The organism is Nonomuraea spiralis (assembly GCF_014648435.1).
GTDB lineage: Bacteria > Actinomycetota > Actinomycetes > Streptosporangiales > Streptosporangiaceae > Nonomuraea > Nonomuraea spiralis.
This window is the reverse complement of the sequence record NZ_BMRC01000003.1, coordinates 457,400-481,827: the sequence shown is the minus strand read 5'-3', so window position 1 is coordinate 481,827 and position 24,428 is coordinate 457,400. Positions and strand designations below refer to the sequence as shown.

Here is a 24,428-nt window from a genome sequence, read left to right as displayed (position 1 = left end):
GATAGTGGCCCTACAGGATAGGTCCACTTCACGATTAGCGTCGAATCATGCTCTCCTCCACTCCCCGCACGACTCTCGGCCGAGAGAAGCACCGCGGCAGCACCGACCCGAACGACCTGTACGAGGTGCTGGACACCGGGCTGTTCTGCCACCTGGGTGTCGTGGTCGACGGCCACCCCATGGTGGTGCCCACCGGCTACGGCAGGATCGGCGAGACCCTCTACCTGCACGGCTCCACCGGCGCCCGGTCACTGCGGGCCGGCGGCGGCGACGAGGTGTGCGTGACGGTCACGCACGTGGACGGCATCGTGCTGGCCCGGTCGGTCTTCAACCACTCCGTCAACTACCGTTCGGCGATCATCTACGGCCGCGCCCGGCTGGTGACGGACCCGGACGAGCGGCTGGCGGCCCTGCGGGCGCTCACCGAGCAGCTCGCCCCCGGCCAGTGGGACTACGTCCGGCAGCCCACGCGCAAGGAGCTGGCCGCCACGGCCGTGCTGGCGCTGCCGCTGGACGAGGCGTCGGTCAAGATCCGCCGCGGGGCGCCGATCGACGACGAGGAGGACTACGCGCTGCCGGTCTGGGCGGGCGTGCATCCCCTGGTCACGACGTGGGGCGAGCCGCAAGCGGATCCGGCACTTCCAGAAGGTATCGATATACCAGTTCACATCCTCCGTCGGGAGTAGTTCCATGAATCCGGAACCACCTGGCAAACCCGACTCCTTGATCACGCGTCTCATCAGGTGGGCCGGCTCCTGATGGGAGAGGGCGATGGAGTGGAGTGCTCCCGGTTACACGGAGATCAGACAGCTCGGCGCGGGCGCCAGCGGGCGGGTCGCGCTGGCCGTGCACGACGAGACGGGGGTGCGGGTCGCGGTCAAGTACCTCTCCGAGGCGCTGCTGCGCGACCCCGCCGCCCTGTCCCGCTTCCAGGCCGAGGCGCGGGTCCTGACCTCGTTACGCGACCCGCACATCGCCACGATGTGGGAGTACATCCAGGAGCCGAACGGCGCCTGCATCGTGATGGAACTGGTCAACGGCGTCTCGCTGCGCGCCCTGCTGCGCGAGAACGGCACCACCGAGCCTGAGGCCGCGCTCGTCGTGCTCAAGGGCTCGCTGCTGGGCCTGGCCAGGGCGCACAAGGCCGGGGTCGTGCACAAGGACTACAAGCCCGAGAACGTGCTCGTCCGCGACGACGGCGTGAGCAAGCTCGTGGACTTCGGCGTCGCGGTCCCGCAGGGCACGGCCACGCATCCCGAGGGGACGCCGCCGTACATGGCGCCGGAGTTGTGGGCGGGGCTGCCCGCCACGCCGGCGACCGACGTGTACGCGGCCACGGCGGTGTTCTTCGAGTGCCTGACCGGGCACCGGCCGTACCGGTCGACCGAGCCCAGCGTGCTCGGCTACCAGCACGTGCACGCGCCCGTACCGTTCCACGACGCGCCCGAGCCGGTGCAGGCGCTGATCCGGCGCGGTCTGGCCAAGGAGCCGCTGGACCGGCCGCCGAGCGCCCTCGCCTTCGTGGACGAGCTGGAGGCCACGGCGCAGGCCGCGTACGGCGAGGAGTGGGAGGAGCGGGGCAGGCGGCGCCTGGCCGCGCTCGTGGCCCTGCTCGCGCTGCTCCTGCCGGTCCCGCAGCAGCCCGTCCCCGAGGTGAGCACGTCGCTGGCCAGGACCGTCTTCCGCGGGCTGCGGTCCAACGCGGTGCGGGTGGGCATGGGGACCGCGCTGGCGGCGGTGGTGACGGTCGCGGTGGTGCTCGCGCTCGCCGCCCGGCGGCAGCCCCCCGAGCAGCCGGTCGGGGCGGCCGCGGCGGTACCGCCCGCCACGGTCACGACCGAGGACGTCGCCGCCCCGCCGAGCACGCCCGAGGCGACGCCGGAGACCTCCCCCGAGGAACGGCCCACGCCCACGGCCTCGCCCCAGCTGCTGCTGCCCCCGACGACCACCGACCCGGAGCCGCCCGCCACCACCGCGGCCCCGCACCCGCCGAGCGCCGGGCCCACGAGGAAACCCACGAGGCAGCCCACGAGCAAGCCCACCAGGACCGCATCGCCGAAGCCCCCGCCGACCCCCACCCGCACACCCACTCGCACGCCGACCCCCACGCCGACGCCCACGCGGACTCCGACCCCGACCCCGACCCCGACGCCCACGCCGACTCCCACTCCCACTCCCACTCCCGTCGCGACCGTCCTCGGGGTGAGCGTCGGCGACGTGACGGTGGACGGCGACGGCGTCGCGCGGGCCTCGGTGACCGTACGGACCGGCGGGGCCGCCGCCGTGACCGCCACCGGGACGTGGACCGCTCCCGGCAGCGGCGGCCGTACCCAGAGCCTGCGGCTGAGCGGCGCGACCTCCTACACCCGGTCCTTCACCTGGGACCTCGGCGAACGCCCCTGCGGCAGGACCGTCACGCTCACCGTCCTCACCTCCCCCGCCGCGCCGGGCGGCGCCCGGTCCTCCTCGGTGTCCGTGCCGGACTGCCCGACGCGGGTGAGCGGGCTGCGCGTCTCGCTGGTGATGCCCGACGCGCCGGGCCTGACCGCGCGCGCCCAGGTCAGGGTGACGGCCGACGGGACCGGCGAGATCCCGGTCGAGGCCGCGTTCGCGGTGAACGGCGACACCGTCGGCACCCGTACGGCGACCTTGTCCGGCCGTACCTCCTACTTCCGGGCCTTCGCCCACTCCTTCAGGTCGCGCCCCTGCGGCGCCACCCTCTCGGTACGGGTCCGCGCCGGCGACCGTACGCAGACCGCCCGTACCGAGGTCACCTGCCCGCCCGCCGTGAAGCAGGTCTCGATCGTCAGGGCCGGGCCCGGCGAGAGCGGCCTCGTGGCGACCGTCTCGGTGGTCACGGCCGACGACCGGCCGGTGACGCTCGACGTGGGGTTCCTGCTCGGCGGCGAGCAGGCCGGCTCGGAGCGGCTGACGTTGTCCGGCGACACCTCCTACACGAGGACGGTGAGCCGGTCGCTGAAGATCCCGTGCGGCACGACCTGGGCCGTCACGGCGAGCACGTCGCCCGGCGCGGCCAACGGCTCCGACCGGGCGAGCGGGAGAACCCCGGAGTGCCCCAGGGAGACCCCCAAACCAGAAGAGACCCCAAAACCGCACGAAACACCCAAACCGCAGGAATCCCCACAATCAGACACTCCCGACAGGGGCGACTGACCTCCCGATTCGGCCATATCGGCATATCGGTGGTGGGAAAGCCCTTCCCTCTGGTTAAGCTACGCAGCGTTTGATGCGGGTGGGGGCCCGATGACTCCAGAGGAGACCGTTTTATGTACGGCGAAGGGCAGTGGGGGGTCCCCGGCTATACCGAAGTCCGGGAACTGGGCAGCGGTGCCGCCGGCCGGGTGGTCCTGGCCACGCGCGATCACGACGGCGTGGAAGTCGCCATCAAATACCTCAACGACGAGCTCAGGTCCGACATGGGCTTCGTGGCCAGGTTCCGGCACGAGGCCCGGCTGATCGGCACCCTGCAGAGCTCGCACCACGCGCGCCTGATCGACTACGTCGAGTCCGGGCAGGGCGCCGCGATCGTCATGGAGCTGGTCAACGGCGTCTCGCTGCGCGAGATCCTCCGGTCCGAGGGGCCGACCGGGGCCGAGGCCGCGCTGGTCGTGCTCAAGGGCTCGCTCCAGGGCCTGGCCGCCGCGCACTCGATCGGCGTCGTCCACCGCGACTTCAAGCCCGAGAACGTGATGGTCCAGGGCGACGGCGTGAGCAAGCTGGTGGACTTCGGCATCGCGGTCCGGGCCGGCGAGGGGGTCAGCGCCGCGGGCACGCCGCCGTACATGGCGCCGGAGCAGTGGGCGGGCGGTCCCGCCGGGCCCACGACCGACGTCTACGCCGCCACCGTGGTGTTCTTCGAGTGCCTGACCGGCACCCGGCCCTACCGGGCGCCCAACATCGCCGCGCTCGCCCGCCAGCACCAGAGCGCGCCGCCACCCGTGGAGGAGGTGCCGCAGGCGCTGCAGGGCCTGGTCGAACGCGGCCTGGCCAAGCAGCCGGACGAGCGGCCGCCGTCCGCGGAGGCGTTCCTGACCGAGCTGGAGGCCATCGCGGCCGAGGCGTACGGCGCCGACTGGGAGGAGCGCGGACGCCGCCGCCTGGCCGCGCTCGCGGGCCTGCTGATCCTGCTGTTCCCGAGCCCGCTGCACGATCCGGTCGAGACGCAGACCGCGCTCACCGAGACCCGCTTCCCCGAACCCGCGCGCCTGCTCAGCAAGCTCTCGGCCAAGGTCGCGATCGGCGCGGTCGCCGTCGGCGTGGTGGTCACCGTGGGCGTGATCCTGGTCAACTCCTCCACCGACGAGCCGGTGCTGCGGGCGCAGACCAGCGAGGTCACGCCGAGCGGGGCCGACCCCGTGATCGAGGAGCCGACCGAGGAGGAGCCGACGGAGGAGGAGCCGACCGCGACGCCGGAGGAGACCACCTCCGAGCCCGACCCGACGCCGACGTCCACGGCCCCGGCGGTCTCGACGTCGCCGCCCGTCCTGCCGACGGCGACGGCGTCACCCTCGCCGTCGCGGACGCCCCGGCCGACCCCGACGCGCAAGCCGACCAGGAAGCCGGTCAGGACGCCGACCCCGACCGACTCGCCGGAGCCGGACATCACGGGCAAGAACAGCACGACCAGCAACGGCAGCAAGCCCACCTCGGCCGCCCCCACGCCCACCCCGACCCCGACCTCCGCCCCGCCCACGAGGACGCCCCCCACCCGGACGCCCCCGACCAGCACGCCCCCGACCAGCACGCCGCCCTCCGAGACGCAGGAGCCGACCCGGACCTCGACCGACGACGGCGGCGACGGCGGAGGCGGCACCCAGACGCCCACCCTGGACCAGGTGGGCAAGGCGCAGGCCGGACTCCTCGCGCTCGGCCTGATGACGTCCGGCGCGGTTCCGGTCACACTTGCGGTGAAGCGTCGCATGACGGGACGTCACAGAAAGCAGCGCTAGACGCGCCGGGGGGCAACGGCGATGGACAACCCTAGGAACGGAATCGCCGGGTTCCGGCTCACCGAGCACACCTGGATGACCGAGCTCGGCAACTGGATCGACGCCATCTCGCCGGACGGCCGCAGGGCCGGGGCGCTGCTGTTCGACCCTCGGGTCATCGGCATGCCCGGCGTACGGGAGCGTGTGGTGAGCGCCGTCATGACCGACCAGCACCTCGTGCTGGGCGGCCTGGGCGGGCTGATCCCGGTGGCCGACGTGGTGGCGGCGGGCGACCAGGTGTGGCTGCTCACCGCGCAGGCGGTCAGCCCGACGCTGGCCGACCTGCTCTCCGGCGCGCCCATCGACCCGGCGGGGGCGGCGTCGGTGCTGATGGAGACCGGGCAGACGCTGATCGCGCTGCACGCCGCCGGGGTCACGCACGGCTCGGTGCACCCCGGGACCGTGGTCGTCACCGCCGAGGGGGCCGCGCTGCTGTCCGAGCGCGGCCTGTCCGACGCGATCCGCGGCCAGGTCTCGCCGCGCGAGCGCGACGCGGCGGGCTGGGCGTCGCTGGCCCGCGGGCTGGCCGCCGCCTTCACGCAGACCGCGCCGCGCGCCGCCGGCCTGTTCGAACGGGCCGCCGGCACGGCCACCACGCTCGGCCTCGACGCGGCCAGGACCCTGCTGTCCCGGGAACGCGAGGCGCTGCCCGGCGGCCTGATCAGCCGGGACGCCCTGGCACGGGCGGCACGCGGCAGGTCGGCGTTCGCGCAGGCGCCGTTCGCCACGCAGCCGCCGCCGGCGCCGCAGGACGAGGGCGACATCGTCACGCTGCTGCGCGTGCCGGCGTCGGGCTCGCAACCCCGGCTGCAGTTCGGTCCGGGGGTGGGCACCGGGACCGGGACGGCCCAGCAGCGCCAGGAGACGACGGCCGAGCGGATCTGGCGCGAGGGACGGACCGGCGCCCCGACCGTCCACCAGCCGGGGAACCGGACCGCCGGCCGGGTGGCCAAGGTCTCGCGGCGACGACGGCGGCGCACGATCCTGTCCTCGGCGCTCTTCGCGGTCATCATGGCGGGCGCGATCATGGCCTGGTTCAGGCTGACGGACGTCCCCGAGCTGACGGTCATGTCGATCGACGTCACCGTGCCGAAGAAGACGCTGGGCTGCGACGACGCGATCGTCGTGACGGGCAGGGTGGTCACGAACGGGGGCGTGGGCGAGATCAGCTACGAGTGGCGCAAGAACCTGGACAAGGAGGTCGTCAAGGGCACATTACGCACAAGGTCGGACCAGACGTCGTACTCCGTGCCGCTGCGCTGGACGTTGTCGGGCAAGAGCAGCGTCAAGGCGACGGCCACGCTCAAGGTGCTCTCACCCGGCCCGGCGCGTACGGACAAGGCGAGCTTCACGTACAAGTGCTGACGCTCGCTGAATGCGCAACAAAGCGGTTCTTACTAATCTGACGGGCATGACCACGCAGACCCCCGCGGGCTGGTACCCCGACCCGTACGGAGAGCCGCAGCTCCGCTGGTGGGACGGCAACCAATGGACGGACGCCACCCACGCGCAGGAGCGGCAGCCGCAGCCGCAGGCCCAGCAGCCGTCCTCCGGGCCACAGTCCGGCCCCGGGCCGCAGCCCCAGTCGTCCCCCGACTGGTCGGCCACCCCGGCGAACCCCACACTCCAGTACGGCCAGCCCTCCTTCGGACAGCCCGCCTACGGGCAGTCCGCCCCCGACCAGCAGCCCACGCAGGCGCAGCCCGGCTACGGCCCGCAGCCGGGCGGGCAGCCCGGCCCGCAGCACGGCCCGCAGTCCGGTCCGTGGGCCGGTGGCCCGCTGCCCGGCCCCGGCTACGCGCCGCCGCCGCCCAAGCAGGGCAACCCGCTGCCGTGGGTGTTCGGCGGGCTGGCCGCGCTGGTCGTGGTCGCGCTGATCGTGGTGGCCGGGATCTTCTTCGTCAACCGCGGCGGCAGCACCCCTGTGGCCTCGCCCTCCACCGAGGACACCCAGCCGTTCCCGACGGAGGAGCCGCCCTCCAACGAGCCGCCGACCGAGCCGCCCGCGCAGGGCGGCGAGCTGCCGCAGCCGCAGGACGGCCGGATCACCGACCCCAAGAGCGGCCTGTCCTACCAGGTGCCCGACGGCTGGAAGGTGCCCGCGTACGGCGACGTCAACGGCTCCGACCCGACGCAGCAGATCTGGACGAGCGGGGTGAACGCCAGCTCGCAGGAGAACTACGAGGGCGAGAAGGACTGGATCGGCAACGCCTACGCGGGCCCGCTGGCCGCCCTGATCCCGTACGCGGGCGCCTCGGGGCTGGAGGAGACGGCGAAGGCGCTGTTCATGCAGTTCAGCACCGAGTTCTACGAGCCGCAGCACACCACCAAGATCATCGAGAACAAGGCCGTGAAGATCGGTGAGAACCAGGCGTGGGTGATGCAGTTCCAGCTCGACTTCACCGCCGTGGCGGAGGCGAAGGGCTACAAGTGGAAGAAGGAGAACGCCGCGCTCGTGCTCATGGACCGAGGGTCCGGCCAGCGCCCGACGCTGCTGTACGTCTCCGTTCCGGACAATCTGGGCACCGACGTGGTCGGGAAGGTTCTCGGCTCGCTCAAGCCCGCGTAACCGGTGGTACTAGGCTGGTGGGGTAACAAGCGGGCGGATTGCTCCGAGCCGCTGGGCGAGGAGATCGAATGAGTGACGTGCTGGTCTGGATCGACTGCGAGATGACCGGGCTCGACCTTGGGTGTGACGCGCTGGTCGAGGTGGCGTGTGTCATCACCGACAGCGAGCTCAATCAGCTCGACGAAGGCGTGAGCGTGGTCATCAAGCCGCCGCCGGAGTCGCTGGAGCAGATGTCGCAGGTCGTGCGCGAGATGCACACCGCCTCGGGCCTGCTGCCCGAGCTGCCGGGCGGGGTCACGCTGGCGGAGGCGGAGTCGCTCGTGCTCGACTACATCCGGCGGCACGTGCCGGAGCCGAAGAAGGCGCCGCTGTGCGGCAACTCGATCGGCACCGACCGCACGTTCATCGCCAGGGACATGCCCGGGGTCGATGCCTGGCTCCACTACCGGATGGTCGACGTCTCCTCGATCAAGGAGCTGGTCCGCCGCTGGTACCCGCGGGTCTACTTCGCCGCCCCCGAGAAGCAGGGCGGACACCGCGCGCTGGCCGACATCACGGAGAGCATCAGGGAGCTGCGTTACTACCGCGCGGCCATCTTCGTGGGCCAGCCGGGCCCCGACTCGGCGACCGCGCGGCAACTCGCCGAACGGGTCAGCGGGTAATTGGATGGCGTAAAGACTCCCGAACCCCGCTACACTTTTCCTGTGCCGTCACGGAGTGGGCGGTCATGGTGGGTGTAGCTCAGTTGGCAGAGCGCCAGGTTGTGGTCCTGGATGTCGAGGGTTCAAGTCCCTTCACTCACCCCAAGCACACGGCCGGTCCCTCGGGACCGGCTGTTGTCGTTTTCTCCCGGCAACGTCCCCAAATCAGGACAATGCGAGTTATGCTCGCTGTCTACCGCTAACGCCGGAAGCACGGGGGCCATCGGCGATCAGACCGTCTGCGCGCCCCCGGAGGCCGGATGAGAGTCGACGACGCAGCGTTCGATAGCGTGATCACGTCCTTGAGCAAACGCGAGGCCGAGGTCATGGACCTGATCGCCACGGGCCGGTCCAACGGCCAGATCGCCCAGTGCCTGTTCCTCAGCGAGAAGACCGTGAAGAACCACGTCAACCGGATCTACGCCAAGCTGGGCGTCGACTCCCGGGTGACGGCGATCGGACTGTGGCTCTCGCTCAGGAAGGACGGCTCCTGAGCCGGTCGGGTCCCTTGCCGCGGGGCCCCCGCCGTGGCCTGCCCGCGGGTGACGGGTCCGGCGGGGTCAGCCGGGCTGGATGCGGCGGCCGGTCAGGCGGGTGGGCCTGATCTTCAGGTAGCGCTGGCGCTGCCCGCCGGCCCACGGTTCGACGCCCGTCTGCTCCGCCTCGGCCCGTTCCTCGTCGGAGGTGACGTGGTGCAGCGAGCCGTGGACGAGGACGCTCCAGCCGCCCCGCGTCACCTCCTCGATGCGGTCGACCTCGAACGCGACCCCGTACTCGACGTTCTCGACGCCGGTGCTCAGGTCCTGGTCGGTGCTGCCGCCCGACACGGTGCGGAACACGATCGAGCCCTCGGACATCCGGAAGTTCACCGGCAGCACGGTCAGGCCGTAGCGGCCCTCGAAGGCGATCCGGCCCACTCCCCCGGGCCGGAGCAGGTGCAGGCACTCGTTCTCGTCGAGCACCTCCAGCGTGGCGTGGGCCGCGGTCGGGCCTGTCCCCAGCGGGATCCCGGCCACCTCGCCGAGCAGCTCCTCCACGGTCGTCTCCAGCGCCACGGCCAGGCGGGCCAGGGCCTCGCGCACCGAGATGCCGGACTGGTCCTCCAGGTAGGCGACGTAGCCGACCGCCACGCCCGACCTGTCCGCCAGGTCCTGCCTGCTCAGGTTCAGCGACTCGCGGCGTTCGGCTATCCGGCGGCCCAGACGTTCCATCGTGGTCACTTGCTCAGACATACGTGGTGCCCTACCCCGGATCTCCCCACCTCCCGGTGGTGTATCCGGCAGAAATGGTTTAAGTGATGCCCCGTGTGCCATATGGACCATGGAACGGAATCCGGAGGGACGTGATCATGGTGCAGAGAGCTCGCGTCGTCGTCGTGGGGGCCGGCTTCGCCGGGCTGTCCGCGACACGGGAGCTGGCCAAGGGCGGCGCGCTGGTCACGCTCGTGGACCGGAATCCGTACTCGACCTTCCAGCCCCTGCTCTACCAGGTGGCCACGGCGGGGATGGGCACGTCCGACGTCTCCTACCCGATCCGTACGTTCTCCGCGAAGTGGCCGAACGTCCGCGCCCACCGGGCCGCGCTGAGCAAGGTGCACCCCGGCGAGAAGCGGGTGGAGTTCGAGGACGGCTCCGCACTCGACTACGACTACCTGGTGATCGCCACCGGCGTCACCACCAACTGGATCGGCGTGGGCGGCGCCGCCGAGAACGCGCTGCCGATCTACTCGCTGCACGACGCGGCCGACCTGCGGCGACGCCTCCAGCACTACCTGGAGGACACCGCGGCGGGCCGGCGCGAGAGCGCCCACGTCGTGATCGTGGGCGGGGGCGCGACCGGCGTGGAGACCGCGGGCACGCTGGCCGAGTTGCGCCGCCGTACGATCCCGCTGACGCACCCCGAGATCCGGCCGGACCAGACGAGCGTCACCCTGGTCGAGCGGTTCGACTACGTGCTGGCGCCGTACAAGCCGCGGCTGCGGGACGCGGCGGCCGCGGCGCTGCGCAGGAGAGGGGTGCGTATGCGCCTGGGAGCCACGGTGGCGGGCGTGGAGCCGGACGCGGTCGTCCTGGACGACGGGACGCGCCTGCCGAGCGACGTCACCGTCTGGGCCCTCGGCGTGACCGCGCCCAAGCAAGTGGCCGACTGGGGGCTGCCGCAGGGCAAGGGCGGCCGGATCACGCTCACCGAGGCGCTCAACGTGCCCGGCCATCCGGAGATCTTCGTCGCCGGGGACCTGGCCGGGCAGCCGAACGCGCTGCCCCAGCTCGCCCAGCCGGCCATCCAGATGGGCAAGCACGTGGGCCGGCAGATCCTCGCCGCCGCGCACGGACGGCCGCTCAGCGCCTTCTCCTACCGCGACCCGGGGATCATGGCCACCGTCGGCAAGGCGGAGGCCGTGCTCCAGCTCGCGAACGGGCTGACCATGCGCGGCCTGCCCGCCTGGCTGGCCTGGATCTTCGTGCACGTGGCCTACCTGCTGGGCGGGCGCAACCGGGTCAGCGTGCTGCTGAACTTCTTCTGGCGCTACGGCGGCCCGCGCCGCAGCGCCACCAGCATCGCCTCACCGGACTGAGCCGCCGCGTCGTAGGTGTGCGTACGGGCGCTCAGAGCGCGGCGGACAGTGCGTTCAGGCCGTGTTCGAGGTCGGCCTCGGGGATGTTCAGCGCCGGGCGCAGGCGTACGGATCGGGGCCCGCAGGGCAGCGCCAGCACGCCGTGCTCCTCCCTGAGCCGGGTCACGAAGCCGTCGCGGGCGGCCTGGTCGGGCAGGTCGAAGGCGCACATGAGCCCCCTGCCGCGCACGCCCGAGACCGTGTCGGGGTGCTCGGCCTCCAGCTTGGTGAGCCGTTCGAGCAGCTCGCCGCCGAGCGTGCCGGCGCGGGCGATCAGGCCCTCACGCTCGACGATCTCCAGGATGCCGCGGCTGCGGACCATGTCCACCAGGCCGCCGCCCCACGTGGAGTTGATCCGGCCGCTGAGCTGGAAGACGTTGTCGGCCACCAGGTCCACCCTGCGGCCGGCCATGATCCCGCCCACCTGCACCTTCTTGGCGAAGGCCACCACGTCGGGGGCCAGGCCGAGCTGCTGGTAGGCCCAGGGCGTGCCGGTGGTGCCGCCGCCGGTCTGCACCTCGTCCAGGATGAACAGGGCGTCGTGCTCGTGGCACAGGTCCTGCATCGCGCGCAGGAACCCGGCCCGCATGTGGTTGTCGCCGCCCTCGCCCTGGATCGGCTCGGCGATGAAGCAGGCGATGTCGTGCGGGTGGCGTTCGAACGCGGCCCTGGCCTGGGCCAGCGCGCGCTCCTCGGCGGCCTCCACGTCACCGAGGTGAATGGCCGGTACGTCGATGCGCGGCCAGTCGAACTTCGGGAAGCGGTCGGTCTTGCCCGGTTCTGTGTTGGTCAGGCTCAGCGTGTAGCCGCTGCGGCCGTGGAAGGCCCGGGTCAGGTGCATGACCTTGGTGCCCAGGTCGCGGGGACGTCCGGCGGCCTCGTTGCGCCGGCTCTTCCAGTCGAAGGCGGTCTTGAGCGCGTTCTCCACGGCCAGGGCGCCGCCCTCGACGAAGAACAGGTGGGGCAGCTCCGGGTCGCCGAGCACGCGGGCGAAGGTGTCGACGAAGTCGGCCAGGTGCTCGGTGTAGATGTCGGGGTTGGCGGGCTTGTTACGCGCCACCTGGCCGAGCAGGGCGGCGAAGTCGGGGTCGAAGGGCGGGTTCACACCGAGCGGGGCCGAGGCGAAGAAGGTGTAGAAGTCCAGGTAGCGACGGCCGTTGCGGGCGTCGACCAGCCAGGAGCCGCGGCTGAGTTCGAGATCGAGGACGAGACGGTAACCATCGACGAGCAGGTGGCGGGCAAGGCGGGTGTGTACGTCCATGCCTTCTCCAAGATCGTTGGACAAGCCGGAGGTTCCTCATGAGAAAGACCGGCATATCCGTAAAATTTATGGTAGTCATGCCCTCGGAGTGAAGTTCTTCACACGAAGTGACAGAACAATCATGGCGATTCCGTACAGGATGGCGAAGATGCCGATGAGCCAGACGAGGCTCAGCATTCCGGCGCCGGGCCAGATGAGGAGCAGGATGCCGAAGATGACCGAGAGGATGCCGCCCACGATGAGCATCCATTCGTTGTCGATGACCTTGCGGAGTTGGATGCCGGCCACGATCTCGGAGACACCGGAGAAGATGGCCCAGAAGGCGATGAGGTAGAGCAGGGCGAGCGAGGTGATCCCCGGCCAGACGAAGGCCGCGATACCCGCCAGGATGCTGATGACGCCGGAGAAGATCAGCCAGCCCCGCGACCGTGTCTCGTGCCGGAACGCGGCGAACAGGGCGAAGACGCCGGAGACGATGGCGTACGCGCCGAAGAAGATCACCAGTACCAGCAGCGTGATCCCGGGCCAGATCAACGCCAGCACGCCGAAGATGATCGCGGCGATACCGCGTACGAGCAGCAGCCACCACGAACGCGAAATTTCCTGCATACTCGTCTGCTTTCCGTGATCCACGCGAAAACAGACCAGCATTGAGTCAAATGTCGGCCTATATGTGGGAGTAGACCACGATCGACACCGCTATGTACTGCACCAGGTACGCGGCCACCGTGAAAGCGTGGAAGACCTCGTGGAAGCCGAACCAGCGCGGAGAAGGATCGGGGCGGCGCAGACCGTAGACGACGGCCCCGGCCGTGTAGAACACCCCGCCCACCGCCACGAGCACGACGGCGGCCACCCCCGCCCCCTGGAGCAGCTGCGGCATCACGAAGATCGCGGTCCAGCCCAGCGCCAGATACAGGACGGTGTAGAGCCAGCGCGGCGCACCCATCCAGAACACCCGGAACAACACCCCGGACAGCGCGCCGCCCCAGACGACGGAGAGCACGGCGATCCTGGCCGCGCCGTCGAGGGCCAGCAGCGCGAACGGCGTGTAGGTGCCGGCGATGATCAGATAGATGTTGGCGTGGTCGAACCGGCGCAACACCTCGGCCAGGCGCGGCCCCAGCGTGCCCCGATGGTAGGTGGCCGAGATGCCGAACAGCAGCCCCGAGGTGATGGCGTAGACGCTGGCCGCCAGCCGGGCCTGAAGGGTCGGGCCGAGCGCCACGAGCACGAACCCGGCCACCAGCGTCACGGGCAGCGCCCCGGTGTGCAACCAGCCACGCAGCCTCGGCTTCACGGTGATGGTCGTCATGCAACCTACGGTACCGTAGGTTACGGATTGAGCCAGAGTGCGCCTGGTCACAGTCCGTTGAGGAAACGCACCGCGATCGGCACCGCGGCCGAGCGGCCCGATCCCCCGTTCCGGACGAACACGCAGAAGGCCAGGTCGTCGCGGTAGCCGATGAACCAGCCGTGCGACGTCCGCCCCTCCACCTCCGCGGTCCCCGTCTTGCCCGCCACACCCGCCGGCAGCCCCGACCCGCTCGCCGTACCGTGGTCCACGACCGCGGCCATCATCTCCCGCAGCGCGCCGACGACCCCCTCCTCCAGCCGCACGTCCGGGAACGGCTCACCGTCCACGCGGCGGACGTCCTCCTTCGACAACAGGCGCGGCGAGCGCCAGGTGCCGCTCTGCACGGCGGCGGCCACGGTCGCCATGCAGAGCGGGGTGGCCACCACCGTGCCCTGGCCGATGACGTTCAGGGAGAACATGTCCGTGTTGTCGGTCTGCTGGATCGAACCGCACCTGCCTCCCACACCGGTCGCCATCGGCCGGTCGAACCCCCACCGCGCGGCCGTCCTGCGCAGATCCTCCATCGTCAGCCTGGTCGTCGCCTGCTCGACGAACGTGGTGTTGCAGGAGTAGGCGAAGGCGTCGGCGAAGGTGACGGTGCCGCGCTCCGCGTCGCCGTCGTTGCTGATCAGCGCCGAGAACGGCGGCGCGTACGAGGCCGGGCACCCCACCTCGTCGGCCGGGCTCATCCCCTTCTCCAGCAGCGCGGCCGCCACGATCGTCTTGAACGTGGAACCGGGCGGGAAGGCGTCGCGCACCGCGCTGAAGTTGTCCTCCAGCCGGTCGGCCAGGGCCAGGATCTCGCCCGTGCTCGGCCGGACGACCACGATCGAGGAGTTCGCCACGCCGTCCAGCGCCCGCGCGGCGGCGGCCTGGACCTGGCGCGACAGCGTGGTGCGCTCGACGTTCGCCTTCGGCAGGCGGGTCAGCAACGCCTTGTCGGGCTGTCCCGGCGACTTCGCCACCAGCTCCAGGCCGTGGTTGGCCGCGGCGAACTCGGGTTTGAGCGGGTTGAGGTAGGCGTCGGCGTAACTGTCGTTGGGGATCTTGTCGCCCTCACTGGTGACCAGCTCGGCCGCCGACGCCTCGACCTCCTCCAGTTCCAGCGTGCCGCCGTCCTTGAGCAGCGGGTGCAGCGTCTCGGGCGTCCACAACACCCGCCACGCCCGGTCCCGTACGCCCAGCCGCAGCAGGCTGTCGAACGGCCACGACCCGAGGTCGGTCAGCTCGCGCACGCCCGAGAAGCGCACCTCGGCCGACTCCTCCCCCGTGCTCCGCACCGGTCCCGGCGTGAGCTCGATCGACTTGACGTGCAGTTCCTCCGACAACGACCGGTGGCGGTCGTAGAAGTCGGCGGGCGGCCGGTCGACCAGCAGGGCCATACCCACCACGTCCCCCTTGCGCCAGGCGTCGAAGTACCCGGCGGCCGTCCGCGCGGCGCTGCCCTTGACGTGGCCGGCGGCCAGAAAGGCGAACAGTCCCGCGCCTGATATCGCGACAATCGCGATGACGAGCACAATCAGCCTTCGGCGTCGCATACGGTTCTCCCAGGGAGGGATCAGCGTGGCACGTGGACAGCGGGAACCGATGCCTGGCCTTTATCCGGTGACGTTCGGCGAGGTCGAACTTCTCCGGGACCTGGACAGGCAGGACGGCTGGGTGCTGTCCAAGGATGGCGTACCGCAGTCGTACGTTGACCTACAAGACCCGACATTTCTGGATTTCGAGTACGTCCGGCTCATGGCGGACGTCATCGACCTGCTCCGCGAAGGGCCGCTGAGCTGCGTCCACGTCGGGGGCGGCGCGTGCACGATCCCCCGCTACATCGCCGCCACCCGCCCCGGCTCCCGGCACATCGTGATCGAGCCGGACGGCCTGCTGGTGAACCTGGTACGCGAGCAGCTCGACCTGCGCTCGGTCCCCCGGCTGAAGGTCATCGTGGCCGGCGGCCGCGAGGGCACGGCCAAGGTGTGGGACGCCTCGGCCGACCTGGTCGTGCTCGACGCGTTCACGGGCGCCACGATGCCGGTTGAGCTGGCCACCGCGGAGTACATGGGCGACCTGGCACGGGTGCTGGCCCCGGACGGCACGCTGCTGATCAACCTGGCCGACGGCAAGGGCCTGGCCTTCGCCAAGCGGCTGCTGGCCACGGTGTGCGACGCGTTCCGGCACGTGGCGCTGCTGGCCGAGCCCGGGGTCATGCGGGGCCGCCGGTTCGGCAACCTGATCGTCGCGGCCTCGCGTACGGAGCTGCCGCTCGACCCGCTGACCCGGCGCGCGGCCGGCGGCCTCACCCAGGCGCGCTGCGTGCACGGCGAGGCGCTGAAGAACTTCATCGGCGGCGCGTACCCCATCAAGGACGGCGACCCCGTCCTCGCCCCGGTCCCGCCGCCCGCCGTCTTCGGCTAGCGGTCGGACGGGCCCAGGTAGGCGAGGACGGCGGCCACCCTTCTGTGCACGTCGCCGCTGTTCTCCAGCCCGAGCTTGGTGAAGATCGCGTTCACGTTCTTCTCGACGGACGAGATCGACAGGTGCAGGGCGCGGGCGATGCCGGCGTTGGAGCGGCCGTGGGCCATCTCGCGCAGCACGTCCCGTTCCCTGGGGGTCAGCGAGTCCCCCTGGCCGCGTACCTCGCGCCTGGCCAGCAGGCCCTCGACCACCTGGGGGTCGATGACCGAGCCGCCACCGGCGACCGCCCTGATCGCGCCGAGCAGCTCTTCGAGGTCGCCCACGCGGTCCTTCAGCAGGTACGCGAACCCGGCCGTCCCGTGCTTGAACAGCTCGAAGGCGAACAGCGCGTCCGAGAACTGCGACAACACCACCACGCCGATCCCGGGATGGCCGGACCTGACGCGGTGGGCCGCGTCGATGCCTTCGAAGCCCTGCCGCCACTCGCCTCCCGGCATGCGGATGTCGGTGATCACGACCTGCGGCTCCAGCCGGCGTACGGCGTCCAGCAGCTCGTCGGCGTCGCCGACCGCGCCGACGACCGTCACCTCGCCCGACAGCTCCAGGAGCTGCCTGGTGCCCTCGCGTACCAGGTAGTGGTCGTCGGCCACGACCGCACGGATCGGCTCAGGCATCGGCGGGCACCCAGGCGTGCATGCGTGTCCCCTTTCCGGGCTCGCTGTCGAGTTCCAGGCCGCCGCCCAGCGCGTCGAGGCGGTCGGCGAGCGTGGCCAGGCCCCGGCGGCCGGTGGTGTCCGGGGTGAAGCCCGCGCCGTCGTCGGCGACCGTGGCCCGTACGCGGCCGGGGACCAGGGTCAGGCGTACCTCGATCCGGGTGGCGGCGGCGTGCTTGAGCGCGTTCGCGACGGCCTCGCTGACGGTGAAGTACATCGCGCCCTCGATCTCGTCCGTGAAGCGGCGGGCCCGCAGCCCGGGGTCGGAGACGACCTTCGTGGGCACGGGCAGTCCCGAGCAGCGTTCCTCGACGGCCTCCACCAGGCCGCCCTGGCTGAGCGCCGACGGGTGGATGCCGGCGGCCAGTTCGCGCAGGTCGGCGAGGGTCTGGCGGGCCTGTTCGCGCAGGCGGCCCAGCGTCTCGGGACCGGCGCCGGCGACGCGGGCCAGCTCCAGGCCGGCGATGAGGGCGACGAGCTGCTGCTGCACGCCGTCGTGGATGTTGCGTTCGATCCGCCGCCGCTCGGCCTCCTGGGCGTTGACCAGGCGGGCCACCAGCCCGGCGCTCTGGATCGCGAGCCCGGCGGGCACGGCCAGCGCCTCCAGGACCCGCCGGTCCTCGCGGTCGTACCGGCCGGCCCTGCGCGGGCCGAGTTCGATGTGGCCGAGTCCGCCGCGTACCGGCACGGTGAGCGCCGCCCGGCCCTCCTCCTCGCCCGCGGCCATCCGGGTGCCGTCGGCCAGCGCCACGGCCGCCCACCGGGCCTCCAGCCCGTCGCGTACGGCCGCGGCGAGCCGTCCGAGCTGCTCGACCGGCTCGGGCGTGGCTGCGAGGGCGGTACTCAGCCCGGACAGCACCTCGTCCACGGTGGGCCGGACGTCGAAGATCAGGTGCAGGCGGGAGCCCCGCAGGCCGAACCGGATGTCGAGCAGCCGGTGCCGGACGATCCCCACCAGGACGGCGGTCGGCAGCGGCGTCATCACCGCGAAGATGCCGAGCAGCGCGGCGCCCCACAGCCGCGCGCTCAGCACGTACAGGAGCAGCACGCCGGCGAGGAGCTGGACGGTGGTGCCGGCGACCATCCAGGCGTACTGGCCGCGTTCGGCCGCCTCGCTGCGCCGCCAGCGCACCACGAGCCCGGCCAGGACGACGGCGGCGGTCAGGAAGACGAGGAGCTGGCCCAGCGCGCTGGCCAGGGACGCCCAGATCAGGGCGGCGGACGGCTCGGCGGGCAGCTGTCCCGGCCGGGCGGGATCGGTCACGAACAGTCCGAATCCCACCGTGTGCATGGCGATCGCGATCCCGCCGATCCAGGCCACGGGCCGCCAGCGGCGGGACGGCAGGCGGCCGTCGGGGAAGAGCAGCGGGACGAAGATCCAGGTCAGGCCGTAGTACATGGCGTAGAGCGCGGACATCCAGACGACGACCGGCCCGTCGTAGTGGAACCTGATGGCCAGGCCGGTGCCCAGCGAGCCGAGGCCGAGGCAGGCCGCGGCGACCAGGAACAGCCAGCCGTAGCGCAGGTCGGGGCGGCGGACGACGAGCAGCCAGCCCAGCGCGGGCAGCACCACGCCGAGGACGGCGTAGGCCCAATCCTGCGGCGCGGCGCCCAGCCCGGACTCCATCAGCGCGCCCGCGAGGGTGCCTCCGGCCCCGATGGTCGCCAGCGATCCGGCGAGCAGCCTGGAACTCATAGACCACCATCGTCCGGAGGATCAGAAAGGGCGTCTATGAGGTTATCCGCACATTTCATACGGCTACCCTCACCTGCGAGAACGGTGGCCCGTATGGTGGGCGCGGGTCCGGCGCGCGTTGTTGGCTGGAGTCATGTCTCACCACAGGTTCCCCGTTCTGGCGACGGCCGTCCTGGCGGCGGCGGTGACCGCCTGCGCGACGCAGCCCGTCCCCGCCCTCGCGACGGTCTCGGCCGCCCCCACGTCCACCCCCGCCGCCCGCGCGGCCGTGGAGATCCCCGACACCCCCGCAGGCAGGCAGCTGACCTGGCTGCTGGACGCGGTCAACCGGCTGCCCATCAGCGACGCCGAGCTGGCCGGGCACTTCGCGCCCACCTTCCTCCAACACATCCCTCCGGCGCAGCTCAACCAGGCGCTGGCCGGGTTCGGCGGCATGCGGCTGGACCGGCTGGACCAGGCCCAGGAGCGGTCGCTGTCGGCCACCGTCGCGGCGGGCGGCAAGGCGTTCACCCTCGCGCTCGGCGTGGACGGGACCGGCAAGGTCGACTACATCCAGTTCACCGCCACGGCGCCGGCGAGCTGGTCGGAGCTGGACCGGCGGTTGCGTCAGGCCGCGCCGCGGGCCGGCTTCCTGGCCGCCGAGGTAACCGGCGACGGCCGCTGCCGCCCGGTCCACGCGGTGGCCGGCGAGAAGAGTTTCCCGCTGGGCTCGATGTTCAAGCTGTACGTGCTGGGCGCGGTGGCCGAGCGGATCAGGAGCGGCGCGTTCGGCTGGGACACCAAGCTCACGATCAGGCCCGAGCTGAAGAGCCTGCCGAGCGGCGAGCTCCAGGACCGTCCCGACAACAGCGAGGTGACGGTGCTGGAGGCGGCCCGGCTGATGATCTCGATCAGCGACAACACCGCCACCGACCTGCTGATCGACAAGGCCGGCCGCCGGACGGTCGAGCGGGTCATGCGCTCGTGGGGCGGCGACCGGCGCAACGTGCCGTTCCTGACGACCAGGGAGCTGTTCGTGCTCAAGGGCGCCGACTACCCCCGGCACGCCGAGCGGTACCTGTCGCTCGGCACGTCCGCCCGCCGCGCCTACCTGGACAAGGTGGTCGGCAAGGTGCCGCTGTCGAAGGTGCGGCCCTGGAGCGAGCCGCGCGACCTGGACAGGCTGGAGTGGTTCGCGACACCCGTCCAGGTCTGCCGGGCCTACAGCGGGCTGGCCGGGCTGAAGGACGCCCGCGTCGGCGAGATCCTGTCGATCGCCGACGCGGGGCTGCGGCTGGACAAGGCGCAGTGGCCCAGGGTGTGGCACAAGGGCGGCTCGGAGCCCGGCCTGCTGGCCATGAGCTTCCTCGCCCGTACGGCCGGGGGCCGGACGTACGTGATGTCCACGTCGGCCGTGAACCCGGCCGCGCCCTTCGACCAGGGGCCCGTCGCCCAGGAGTTGCTGGCGCTCACCCGGGGCGCGTTCGCGCTGGTCAAGAACTCATAGGGCGGCGTGGGCGAGGTCGATGAACAGCGCCGAGGACCAGCCGAAGCCGCTCGTGGCCCGGCCCGCCCGCCGCCCCGTGAGGGGGTTCCAGTACTCGTAGAGGCCGCCGCCGTCGCGCACCATGGCCAGGGTGCGCGCGGCGAGCTCGCCGGCGACCTCGGGGTGGCCCGAGCGGCGCAGGCCGTCGATCAGCAGGTAGTTGACGTTGAGCCAGACCGGGCCGCGCCACATGGCGTCGGGGTCGAAGCGCGGGTCGTCGAAGGCCACCGTGGGGACCGGGCGTTCGGCCCAGAAGGCGGGCGAGGTCAGGTCCTGGACCAGCCGGTCGGCGATCTCGGCCGGGAGGCGGCCGGTGAGCAGCGGCATGAGGTCGAGCGGGGTGCGCACGTCGGCCTCGCCCGCTCCGGCGACCTTGGTGACGAAGCGGTGGCCGTTCCAGCGGCGTTCGACCATGCGGTCCACGAGCGCCTGCGCCCTGGCCCGCCATTCGCCGTCGTCCGCGCCCAGGGCGGCGGCGATGTCGCCCAGGCGGTCGTACTGGAGCGCCAGGTAGGAGTTCAGGTCCGGGGGCTCGGCGCGGGGGCCGTGGTCCCAGATGGGGCTGTCGTCCAGCCCGGACGAGTACGGGTGCAGGTACTCGGCCAGCCCGTCGCCGTCGGGGTCGGAGTGGGTGAACCACCACTCCTGCGACCGGACCAGCGGCTCGTAGACCTCGGCCAGGAAGGCGGGGTCCGGGTCCACCTCGTGGATCTTCCACACGGCCCACGCGGTGAGCGGCGGCTTGGTCACGGGTACGACGTGCCGGATCGGCTCGCCGCCGACGTGCTGGGCGAGCCTGGCCAGGTCGGAGCGGGGCAGGTCGGTGGTCTCCGCGAGCACGCCGTGGTCGTGCACGACGTCGGGGATCAGACCGTCGGGGCGCTGGTTGTCGAGCAGGATGCGGATCTGCTCCCTGGCCAGGGCGGGGTCGGCGTGCCGGAGGGCGATGGCGTGGAAGTAGGAGTCCCAGTTCCACAGGCCGACATATCCGTACTTGGACGGGATGAGGGATTCCCGGCCCTGGATGTCCACCAGGTTGACCGCGAGCGTCCACCACGCCTGCTCTGCGCGTTCGCGCAGTTCGGCGGGTACGGCGGGCATCCTGGCGAACCAGGCGGCCCAGCGTTCGGCGGCCTGCGCCAGCACCTTGGCGCCGTCCAGGAGGGCCGGTTCGCCGGCGAGCGTGACGCAGCCGTCGACGGACGCCTCGCCGCCGTCCCAGACGGCCCGGACGCCCTCGCCGATCGCGACGAGGGTGTCCGGGCCGGCGAAGGCGAGGGTGACGTCCCCGTCGAACTCGACCCGGTCCGGCAGCGCCCGGCGTACCCGCAGTTCGCGGGCGCCGGCGTAGAAGCGCAGGCCGGTGCGGACGGTCGTGTCGTCGAGCCGCGTCTCGTAGAGCGCGCGGGCGACGCGCAGCGAGCCGTCGTCGGCCGCCATGACGAGCAGCCGTGAGCCGCGTTCGGTGAAGGGACGTTCTCGCAGGTCCAGCACTTACTTTCCTCCAAGGCCCGAGGCGGCCATCGAGTTGATGATCTTCCGCTGGCCGATCAGGAACGCGATCAGCGTCGGCACCACGGCGATGGCCGAGGCCGCCAGGATCTGCCCGTAGTCGGTCGCGCCGTGCTGCTGGGCGAACTGGCTGAGCAGCAGCGGGACGGTGAACAGCTCCGGCGTGTTCAGGAAGATCAGCGGGAACAGGAACGAGTTCCAGGACGCCAGGAACACGATGATGCCGAGCGCGCCGAGCCCCGGCCGGATGTTGGGCAGGACGATGCTCCAGAAGCACCGCCACCGGCCCGCGCCGTCGATCCTGGCCGCCTCCTCCAGCTCGATCGGCACCGCCCTGATGAACTGGCGCAGCAGGAACACCGCGAACGGGTTCGCCACGGACGGGATGATCAGCGACAGGTGCGAGTCGATCCAGCCGAAATTGGCCAGCATCAGGTAGAGCGGCACGATGGTCACCTGCGAGGGCACCATCTGCGTGGCCAGGAACACCACGAACAGCACGCCCGAGCCCCTGAACCTGATCCGGGCGAAGGCGTAGGCGGCCATGGCCGAGGTGAGCAGGGTGAGCGCCACGTTCAGCGCGGCGATGTAGAAGCTGTTCCAGTACGCCAGCCCGAACGGCATGGTCGACAGCGCGTCGGGATAGTTCTGCCAGGTCCAGGGGGTCGGCAGCCACGCGGTCGGATCGTTGATCATCTGCCGCACGCCCTTGGCGGAGGTGAGCAACATCCACACGAAGGGGAACAACATCAGCAGCCCGCCGACCGTGAGCGCGGCGTGCAGACCGATCTGCCGTGATCTCATGCGTACCGCCTCACGAGTCGTAGTGGACGAAGCGCTTCTGCGCGGCGAACTGGACCAGTGTCACGAGCAGCGTGAGCACCAGCAGGATCAGGGCGGCCGCGCTGCTCGGGCCGAACTCGAACTTCTTGAACCCCAGGTCGTAGATGTGGTACACGATCGTGCGCGCGCCCTCGTTGTCCTTGGGATCCACCAGTACGTAGATCTGGTCGAACGCCTGGAACGAGCTGATCACCGCGACCACGGACGAGAAGAAGATCGTGGGCGACAGCAGCGGCAGCGTGACCGACCGGAAGATCCGGAACGGACCCGCGCCGTCGATCCGGGCGGCCTCGACGACCTGCGGCGGGATCGTCTGCAGCCCGGCCATGAAGATGACCACGTTGAGGCCGAGCGAGGACCAGATCGTCACGACGGCGATCGCCACGATGACCCAGCCGGGGCTGAGCAGCCAGTCGGGGCCGCCGATGCCGAACCAGTTCCGGAGCGAGGTGTTCAGCACGCCGTTCTCGTCGCCGGCCAGGATGACCTGCCACATCAGGGCGACGGCCACCGAGCTGGTGACGACCGGCATGAAGTAGACGACCCGGTAGAAGTTGCTGCCCTTGATGTTGTTCAGGGCGACCGCGATCAGCACCGCGAGGGCGAGCCCGAAGGGCACGGTCAGCAGCGCCAGCTTGATCGTGTTCCACACCGCGCGGCCGAACAGCGGGTCGGTGAGCTGGTCGGCGAAGTTGGACAGCCCGGCCCACGACTTCTCCCCGAGCCCGTCCCAGTTCATGAAGGCCAGCACCACGGAGAACCCGAGCGGGATGACCAGGAACACCACCAGCAGGCCGACCTGCGGCGCGAGGAACAGCGTGGCCCACCAGCCGTCCCGGTCGCGCAGCTTCTTGGCGGGCCGCGCGGCGGTCTTGCCGCGCGGCCCGGCGAGCACTGCCATCGGCTAGCCCAGCTTGCCGTCGACGAGGGACTGCAGCTCGGTCATGCCCTGCTCGAAGCCGAGCTTGCCCTGCCAGACCTTCATCAGGTGCTCGTTGATCGAGGCGGTCAGGCCGGGCACCGCGACCTCTTCGGGGTAGTTCGCGAAGCCGGTGTCACGCACGTCGAGGAACGTCTGGGCGTGCGCCGGGTAGTTGCCGGCCAGCACGATCTGCTCGGCGCCCTTGATCGACGGCACCGCGCCGCCGTCCTTGAGCCGCAGCGCCTGGCCCTCCTTGCTGACGAACTCCGTCAGGAAGGTGAAGGCCTCCTTGGCCTGCTTGGTGCCCTTGTTCAGCGACAGGTACGAGGCCGCCACCGCCCCGGGCATCGGCTCGCCGCTCTCGGACGGGAACGGGACGATGTCGTAGTTGTCCAGCTCGCCGCCCTTCTTGACGATGTCGATCACCCAGCGGCCGCCGGCGTAGAAGCCGACCTTGTGCTTGATGAACTGGGTGTTCCCGCTGTTGCTCGCGGGCTGCAGGTCCGCGCTCAGGAACGTCTTGTCCTGGTAGCCCTTGGCCAGGGTCTCCAGCGCCTTGCGGGACTTGGGGTCGGTGGTGGCGACGAACTTGCCGCCGTCCCAGACCTTGCCGCCGAAGCCGCTGACGACCGAGTACGTGGAGCCGTACCAGTTCCAGTAGACGGACCCGCCCAGGCCCGCGGCCTTGAGCTTGGCGTTCATGTCCAGGTACTTGGCCATGGTCCACTGCTTGGACGCGTTGAGGGTGGCCGGGTCCTCGGTGATGCCGGCGGCCTTCAGGGCCTTCTTGTCGTACCAGAGGACCTCGGGGTTGGTGTCGTTCGGGACGCCGTAGATCTGGCCGTCCTTCTTGGCGCCGCCGTAAATGCCGTCGTAGAAGTCCTCGGGCTTGCTCTTGGAGTCGGCGCCCGCGAGCTGGTCGTTGAGCGGCGAGACGACCCCGGCGGAGACGAACTTGCCGATGTTGTCGTCGCCCACGAAGAACACGTCGGGAGCCGTGCCGCTGGTGAGCTGGGCCAGCAGTTTGGGGTGGTAGTCCTCGTACTTGGCGACGGACTCCAGCTTGAGCTTGATGTTCGGGTGACGCTGCTCGAAGTCCTTGGTGAAGGACTCGTAGAGCTTGACGTCCTCGGCCGATCCCCACGTGGACCAGCGGATGGTGACCTGCCCTGCGGCGGCGTTCCCGCTCACGCCTGGAACGTTCCCTCCACCGCCGCTGCAGGCGGTGGCGGCGGTGGCGAGCAGACCCAGTACGGCCAGCGCACGCTTCATGATGGGCTCCTTCGGGGGGGTGGTG

General features: G+C 71.1%; 21 protein-coding genes and 1 tRNA gene. 11 read left to right on the top strand and 11 right to left on the bottom strand.

Translation table 11 applies throughout. The features are described from left to right. The first annotated feature begins 47 nt into the window (after nucleotides 1–47). The 8 genes from IEZ27_RS09580 to IEZ27_RS09545 all read left to right on the top strand — a co-directional run bounded on the left by IEZ27_RS09580 (nucleotide 48) and on the right by IEZ27_RS09545 (nucleotide 8,773). On the top strand, nucleotides 48–686 hold the full coding sequence (locus IEZ27_RS09580; RefSeq protein WP_189646860.1) for a pyridoxamine 5'-phosphate oxidase family protein: 639 nt from the start codon (nucleotides 48–50) through the stop codon (nucleotides 684–686). 85 nt (nucleotides 687–771) lie between these two features. After that, nucleotides 772–3,174 carry a serine/threonine-protein kinase gene (locus IEZ27_RS54935; RefSeq protein ID WP_189646859.1) on the top strand — a complete coding sequence of 801 codons (2,403 nt, stop codon included), beginning with the start codon at nucleotides 772–774 and terminating at the stop codon, nucleotides 3,172–3,174. 113 nt (nucleotides 3,175–3,287) lie between these two features. After that, complete coding sequence (locus tag IEZ27_RS54930) at nucleotides 3,288–4,970, top strand: serine/threonine-protein kinase (RefSeq protein WP_189646858.1); 1,683 nt, start codon at nucleotides 3,288–3,290, stop codon at nucleotides 4,968–4,970. 21 nt (nucleotides 4,971–4,991) lie between these two features. Further along, nucleotides 4,992–6,374, top strand: coding sequence for a protein kinase family protein (locus IEZ27_RS09565; protein WP_189646857.1), 1,383 nt, complete (start codon nucleotides 4,992–4,994; stop codon nucleotides 6,372–6,374). Nucleotides 6,375–6,420: 46 nt separating this feature from the next. Continuing rightward, entirely contained in the window at nucleotides 6,421–7,578 is a 1,158-nt protein-coding gene (locus IEZ27_RS53735; RefSeq protein WP_229823763.1) for a DUF2510 domain-containing protein, read from the top strand. A gap of 68 nt (nucleotides 7,579–7,646) precedes the next feature. Next, the gene (orn, locus tag IEZ27_RS09555; RefSeq protein WP_189646856.1) at nucleotides 7,647–8,240 is read left to right on the top strand and encodes an oligoribonuclease; all 594 of its coding nucleotides are present in this window, start codon (nucleotides 7,647–7,649) and stop codon (nucleotides 8,238–8,240) included. 68 nt (nucleotides 8,241–8,308) lie between these two features. After that, nucleotides 8,309–8,384: transfer RNA gene (locus tag IEZ27_RS09550), tRNA-His, on the top strand. A gap of 185 nt (nucleotides 8,385–8,569) precedes the next feature. Continuing rightward, a complete protein-coding gene (locus IEZ27_RS09545) occupies nucleotides 8,570–8,773 on the top strand; it encodes a helix-turn-helix domain-containing protein (protein WP_229823760.1) in 204 nt (67 codons plus the stop codon). A gap of 66 nt (nucleotides 8,774–8,839) precedes the next feature. Here IEZ27_RS09545 and IEZ27_RS09540 read toward each other — a convergent pair whose 3' ends face one another. Then, nucleotides 8,840–9,511, bottom strand: coding sequence for a helix-turn-helix domain-containing protein (locus tag IEZ27_RS09540; RefSeq protein ID WP_189646854.1), 672 nt, complete (start codon nucleotides 9,509–9,511; stop codon nucleotides 8,840–8,842). A 116-nt stretch (nucleotides 9,512–9,627) separates the two neighbouring features. On the opposite strand from IEZ27_RS09540, the gene IEZ27_RS09535 reads away from it, so the two are divergent. Further along, nucleotides 9,628–10,854, top strand: a complete 1,227-nt coding sequence (locus IEZ27_RS09535; protein WP_189646853.1) for an NAD(P)/FAD-dependent oxidoreductase — start codon at nucleotides 9,628–9,630, stop codon at nucleotides 10,852–10,854. A 31-nt stretch (nucleotides 10,855–10,885) separates the two neighbouring features. Here IEZ27_RS09535 and lat read toward each other — a convergent pair whose 3' ends face one another. The 4 genes from lat to IEZ27_RS09515 form a co-directional block, all read right to left on the bottom strand. After that, entirely contained in the window at nucleotides 10,886–12,154 is a 1,269-nt protein-coding gene (gene lat / locus IEZ27_RS09530; RefSeq protein ID WP_189646852.1) for an L-lysine 6-transaminase, read from the bottom strand. Nucleotides 12,155–12,229: 75 nt separating this feature from the next. After that, complete coding sequence (locus IEZ27_RS09525; RefSeq protein ID WP_189646851.1) at nucleotides 12,230–12,763, bottom strand: HdeD family acid-resistance protein; 534 nt, start codon at nucleotides 12,761–12,763, stop codon at nucleotides 12,230–12,232. Nucleotides 12,764–12,821: 58 nt separating this feature from the next. After that, nucleotides 12,822–13,469 carry a PAQR family membrane homeostasis protein TrhA gene (gene trhA / locus IEZ27_RS09520; protein ID WP_125636985.1) on the bottom strand — a complete coding sequence of 216 codons (648 nt, stop codon included), beginning with the start codon at nucleotides 13,467–13,469 and terminating at the stop codon, nucleotides 12,822–12,824. 47 nt (nucleotides 13,470–13,516) lie between these two features. After that, nucleotides 13,517–15,049 carry a penicillin-binding transpeptidase domain-containing protein gene (locus IEZ27_RS09515; RefSeq protein ID WP_189646850.1) on the bottom strand — a complete coding sequence of 511 codons (1,533 nt, stop codon included), beginning with the start codon at nucleotides 15,047–15,049 and terminating at the stop codon, nucleotides 13,517–13,519. 67 nt (nucleotides 15,050–15,116) lie between these two features. Here IEZ27_RS09515 and IEZ27_RS09510 point away from each other — a divergent pair, with 67 nt between their 5' ends. Beyond that, nucleotides 15,117–15,920 carry a spermidine synthase gene (locus IEZ27_RS09510; RefSeq protein ID WP_229823758.1) on the top strand — a complete coding sequence of 268 codons (804 nt, stop codon included), beginning with the start codon at nucleotides 15,117–15,119 and terminating at the stop codon, nucleotides 15,918–15,920. On the opposite strand, the gene IEZ27_RS09505 is transcribed toward IEZ27_RS09510, so the two are convergent. Together IEZ27_RS09505 and IEZ27_RS09500 are read right to left on the bottom strand one after the other, a co-directional pair. Beyond that, complete coding sequence (locus IEZ27_RS09505) at nucleotides 15,917–16,594, bottom strand: response regulator transcription factor (protein ID WP_189646848.1); 678 nt, start codon at nucleotides 16,592–16,594, stop codon at nucleotides 15,917–15,919. The two genes, IEZ27_RS09510 and IEZ27_RS09505, sit on opposite strands and share 4 nt — an antisense overlap. After that, entirely contained in the window at nucleotides 16,587–18,329 is a 1,743-nt protein-coding gene (locus tag IEZ27_RS09500) for a sensor histidine kinase (protein ID WP_189646847.1), read from the bottom strand. Before IEZ27_RS09500 ends, IEZ27_RS09505 begins: the two co-directional genes overlap by 8 nt. 133 nt (nucleotides 18,330–18,462) lie before the next feature. Here IEZ27_RS09500 and IEZ27_RS09495 point away from each other — a divergent pair, with 133 nt between their 5' ends. Continuing rightward, nucleotides 18,463–19,815 carry a serine hydrolase gene (locus IEZ27_RS09495; RefSeq protein WP_189646846.1) on the top strand — a complete coding sequence of 451 codons (1,353 nt, stop codon included), beginning with the start codon at nucleotides 18,463–18,465 and terminating at the stop codon, nucleotides 19,813–19,815. Here the strand turns inward: IEZ27_RS09495 and IEZ27_RS09490 are convergent. The 4 genes from IEZ27_RS09490 to IEZ27_RS09475 are packed head-to-tail and all read right to left on the bottom strand — an operon-like array spanning nucleotide 19,810 to nucleotide 24,403. After that, nucleotides 19,810–21,348, bottom strand: a complete 1,539-nt coding sequence (locus IEZ27_RS09490) for an amylo-alpha-1,6-glucosidase (RefSeq protein WP_189646845.1) — start codon at nucleotides 21,346–21,348, stop codon at nucleotides 19,810–19,812. The genes IEZ27_RS09495 and IEZ27_RS09490 overlap by 6 nt on opposite strands. Further along, entirely contained in the window at nucleotides 21,349–22,170 is an 822-nt protein-coding gene (locus tag IEZ27_RS09485; RefSeq protein ID WP_189646844.1) for a carbohydrate ABC transporter permease, read from the bottom strand. A gap of 10 nt (nucleotides 22,171–22,180) precedes the next feature. Beyond that, complete coding sequence (locus tag IEZ27_RS09480) at nucleotides 22,181–23,110, bottom strand: carbohydrate ABC transporter permease (protein ID WP_189646843.1); 930 nt, start codon at nucleotides 23,108–23,110, stop codon at nucleotides 22,181–22,183. 3 nt (nucleotides 23,111–23,113) lie between these two features. Then, the gene (locus IEZ27_RS09475; RefSeq protein ID WP_125636994.1) at nucleotides 23,114–24,403 is read right to left on the bottom strand and encodes an ABC transporter substrate-binding protein; all 1,290 of its coding nucleotides are present in this window, start codon (nucleotides 24,401–24,403) and stop codon (nucleotides 23,114–23,116) included. Nucleotides 24,404–24,428: the final 25 nt, after the last annotated feature.

Coding starts and splice junctions, on each gene's coding strand:
- IEZ27_RS09515 (WP_189646850.1), bottom strand. CDS start 15,049: ATGCGACGCCGAAGGCTGATTGTGCTCGTCATCGCGATTGTCGCGATA.
- IEZ27_RS09480 (WP_189646843.1), bottom strand. CDS start 23,110: ATGGCAGTGCTCGCCGGGCCGCGCGGCAAGACCGCCGCGCGGCCCGCC.
- IEZ27_RS53735 (WP_229823763.1), top strand. CDS start 6,421: ATGACCACGCAGACCCCCGCGGGCTGGTACCCCGACCCGTACGGAGAG.
- IEZ27_RS09525 (WP_189646851.1), bottom strand. CDS start 12,763: ATGCAGGAAATTTCGCGTTCGTGGTGGCTGCTGCTCGTACGCGGTATC.
- IEZ27_RS09540 (WP_189646854.1), bottom strand. CDS start 9,511: ATGTCTGAGCAAGTGACCACGATGGAACGTCTGGGCCGCCGGATAGCC.
- orn (WP_189646856.1), top strand. CDS start 7,647: ATGAGTGACGTGCTGGTCTGGATCGACTGCGAGATGACCGGGCTCGAC.
- IEZ27_RS09580 (WP_189646860.1), top strand. CDS start 48: ATGCTCTCCTCCACTCCCCGCACGACTCTCGGCCGAGAGAAGCACCGC.
- IEZ27_RS09485 (WP_189646844.1), bottom strand. CDS start 22,170: ATGAGATCACGGCAGATCGGTCTGCACGCCGCGCTCACGGTCGGCGGG.
- IEZ27_RS09475 (WP_125636994.1), bottom strand. CDS start 24,403: ATGAAGCGTGCGCTGGCCGTACTGGGTCTGCTCGCCACCGCCGCCACC.
- IEZ27_RS54935 (WP_189646859.1), top strand. CDS start 772: ATGGAGTGGAGTGCTCCCGGTTACACGGAGATCAGACAGCTCGGCGCG.
- lat (WP_189646852.1), bottom strand. CDS start 12,154: ATGGACGTACACACCCGCCTTGCCCGCCACCTGCTCGTCGATGGTTAC.
- IEZ27_RS09495 (WP_189646846.1), top strand. CDS start 18,463: ATGTCTCACCACAGGTTCCCCGTTCTGGCGACGGCCGTCCTGGCGGCG.
- trhA (WP_125636985.1), bottom strand. CDS start 13,469: ATGACGACCATCACCGTGAAGCCGAGGCTGCGTGGCTGGTTGCACACC.
- IEZ27_RS09500 (WP_189646847.1), bottom strand. CDS start 18,329: ATGAGTTCCAGGCTGCTCGCCGGATCGCTGGCGACCATCGGGGCCGGA.
- IEZ27_RS09565 (WP_189646857.1), top strand. CDS start 4,992: ATGGACAACCCTAGGAACGGAATCGCCGGGTTCCGGCTCACCGAGCAC.
- IEZ27_RS09505 (WP_189646848.1), bottom strand. CDS start 16,594: ATGCCTGAGCCGATCCGTGCGGTCGTGGCCGACGACCACTACCTGGTA.
- IEZ27_RS54930 (WP_189646858.1), top strand. CDS start 3,288: ATGTACGGCGAAGGGCAGTGGGGGGTCCCCGGCTATACCGAAGTCCGG.
- IEZ27_RS09535 (WP_189646853.1), top strand. CDS start 9,628: ATGGTGCAGAGAGCTCGCGTCGTCGTCGTGGGGGCCGGCTTCGCCGGG.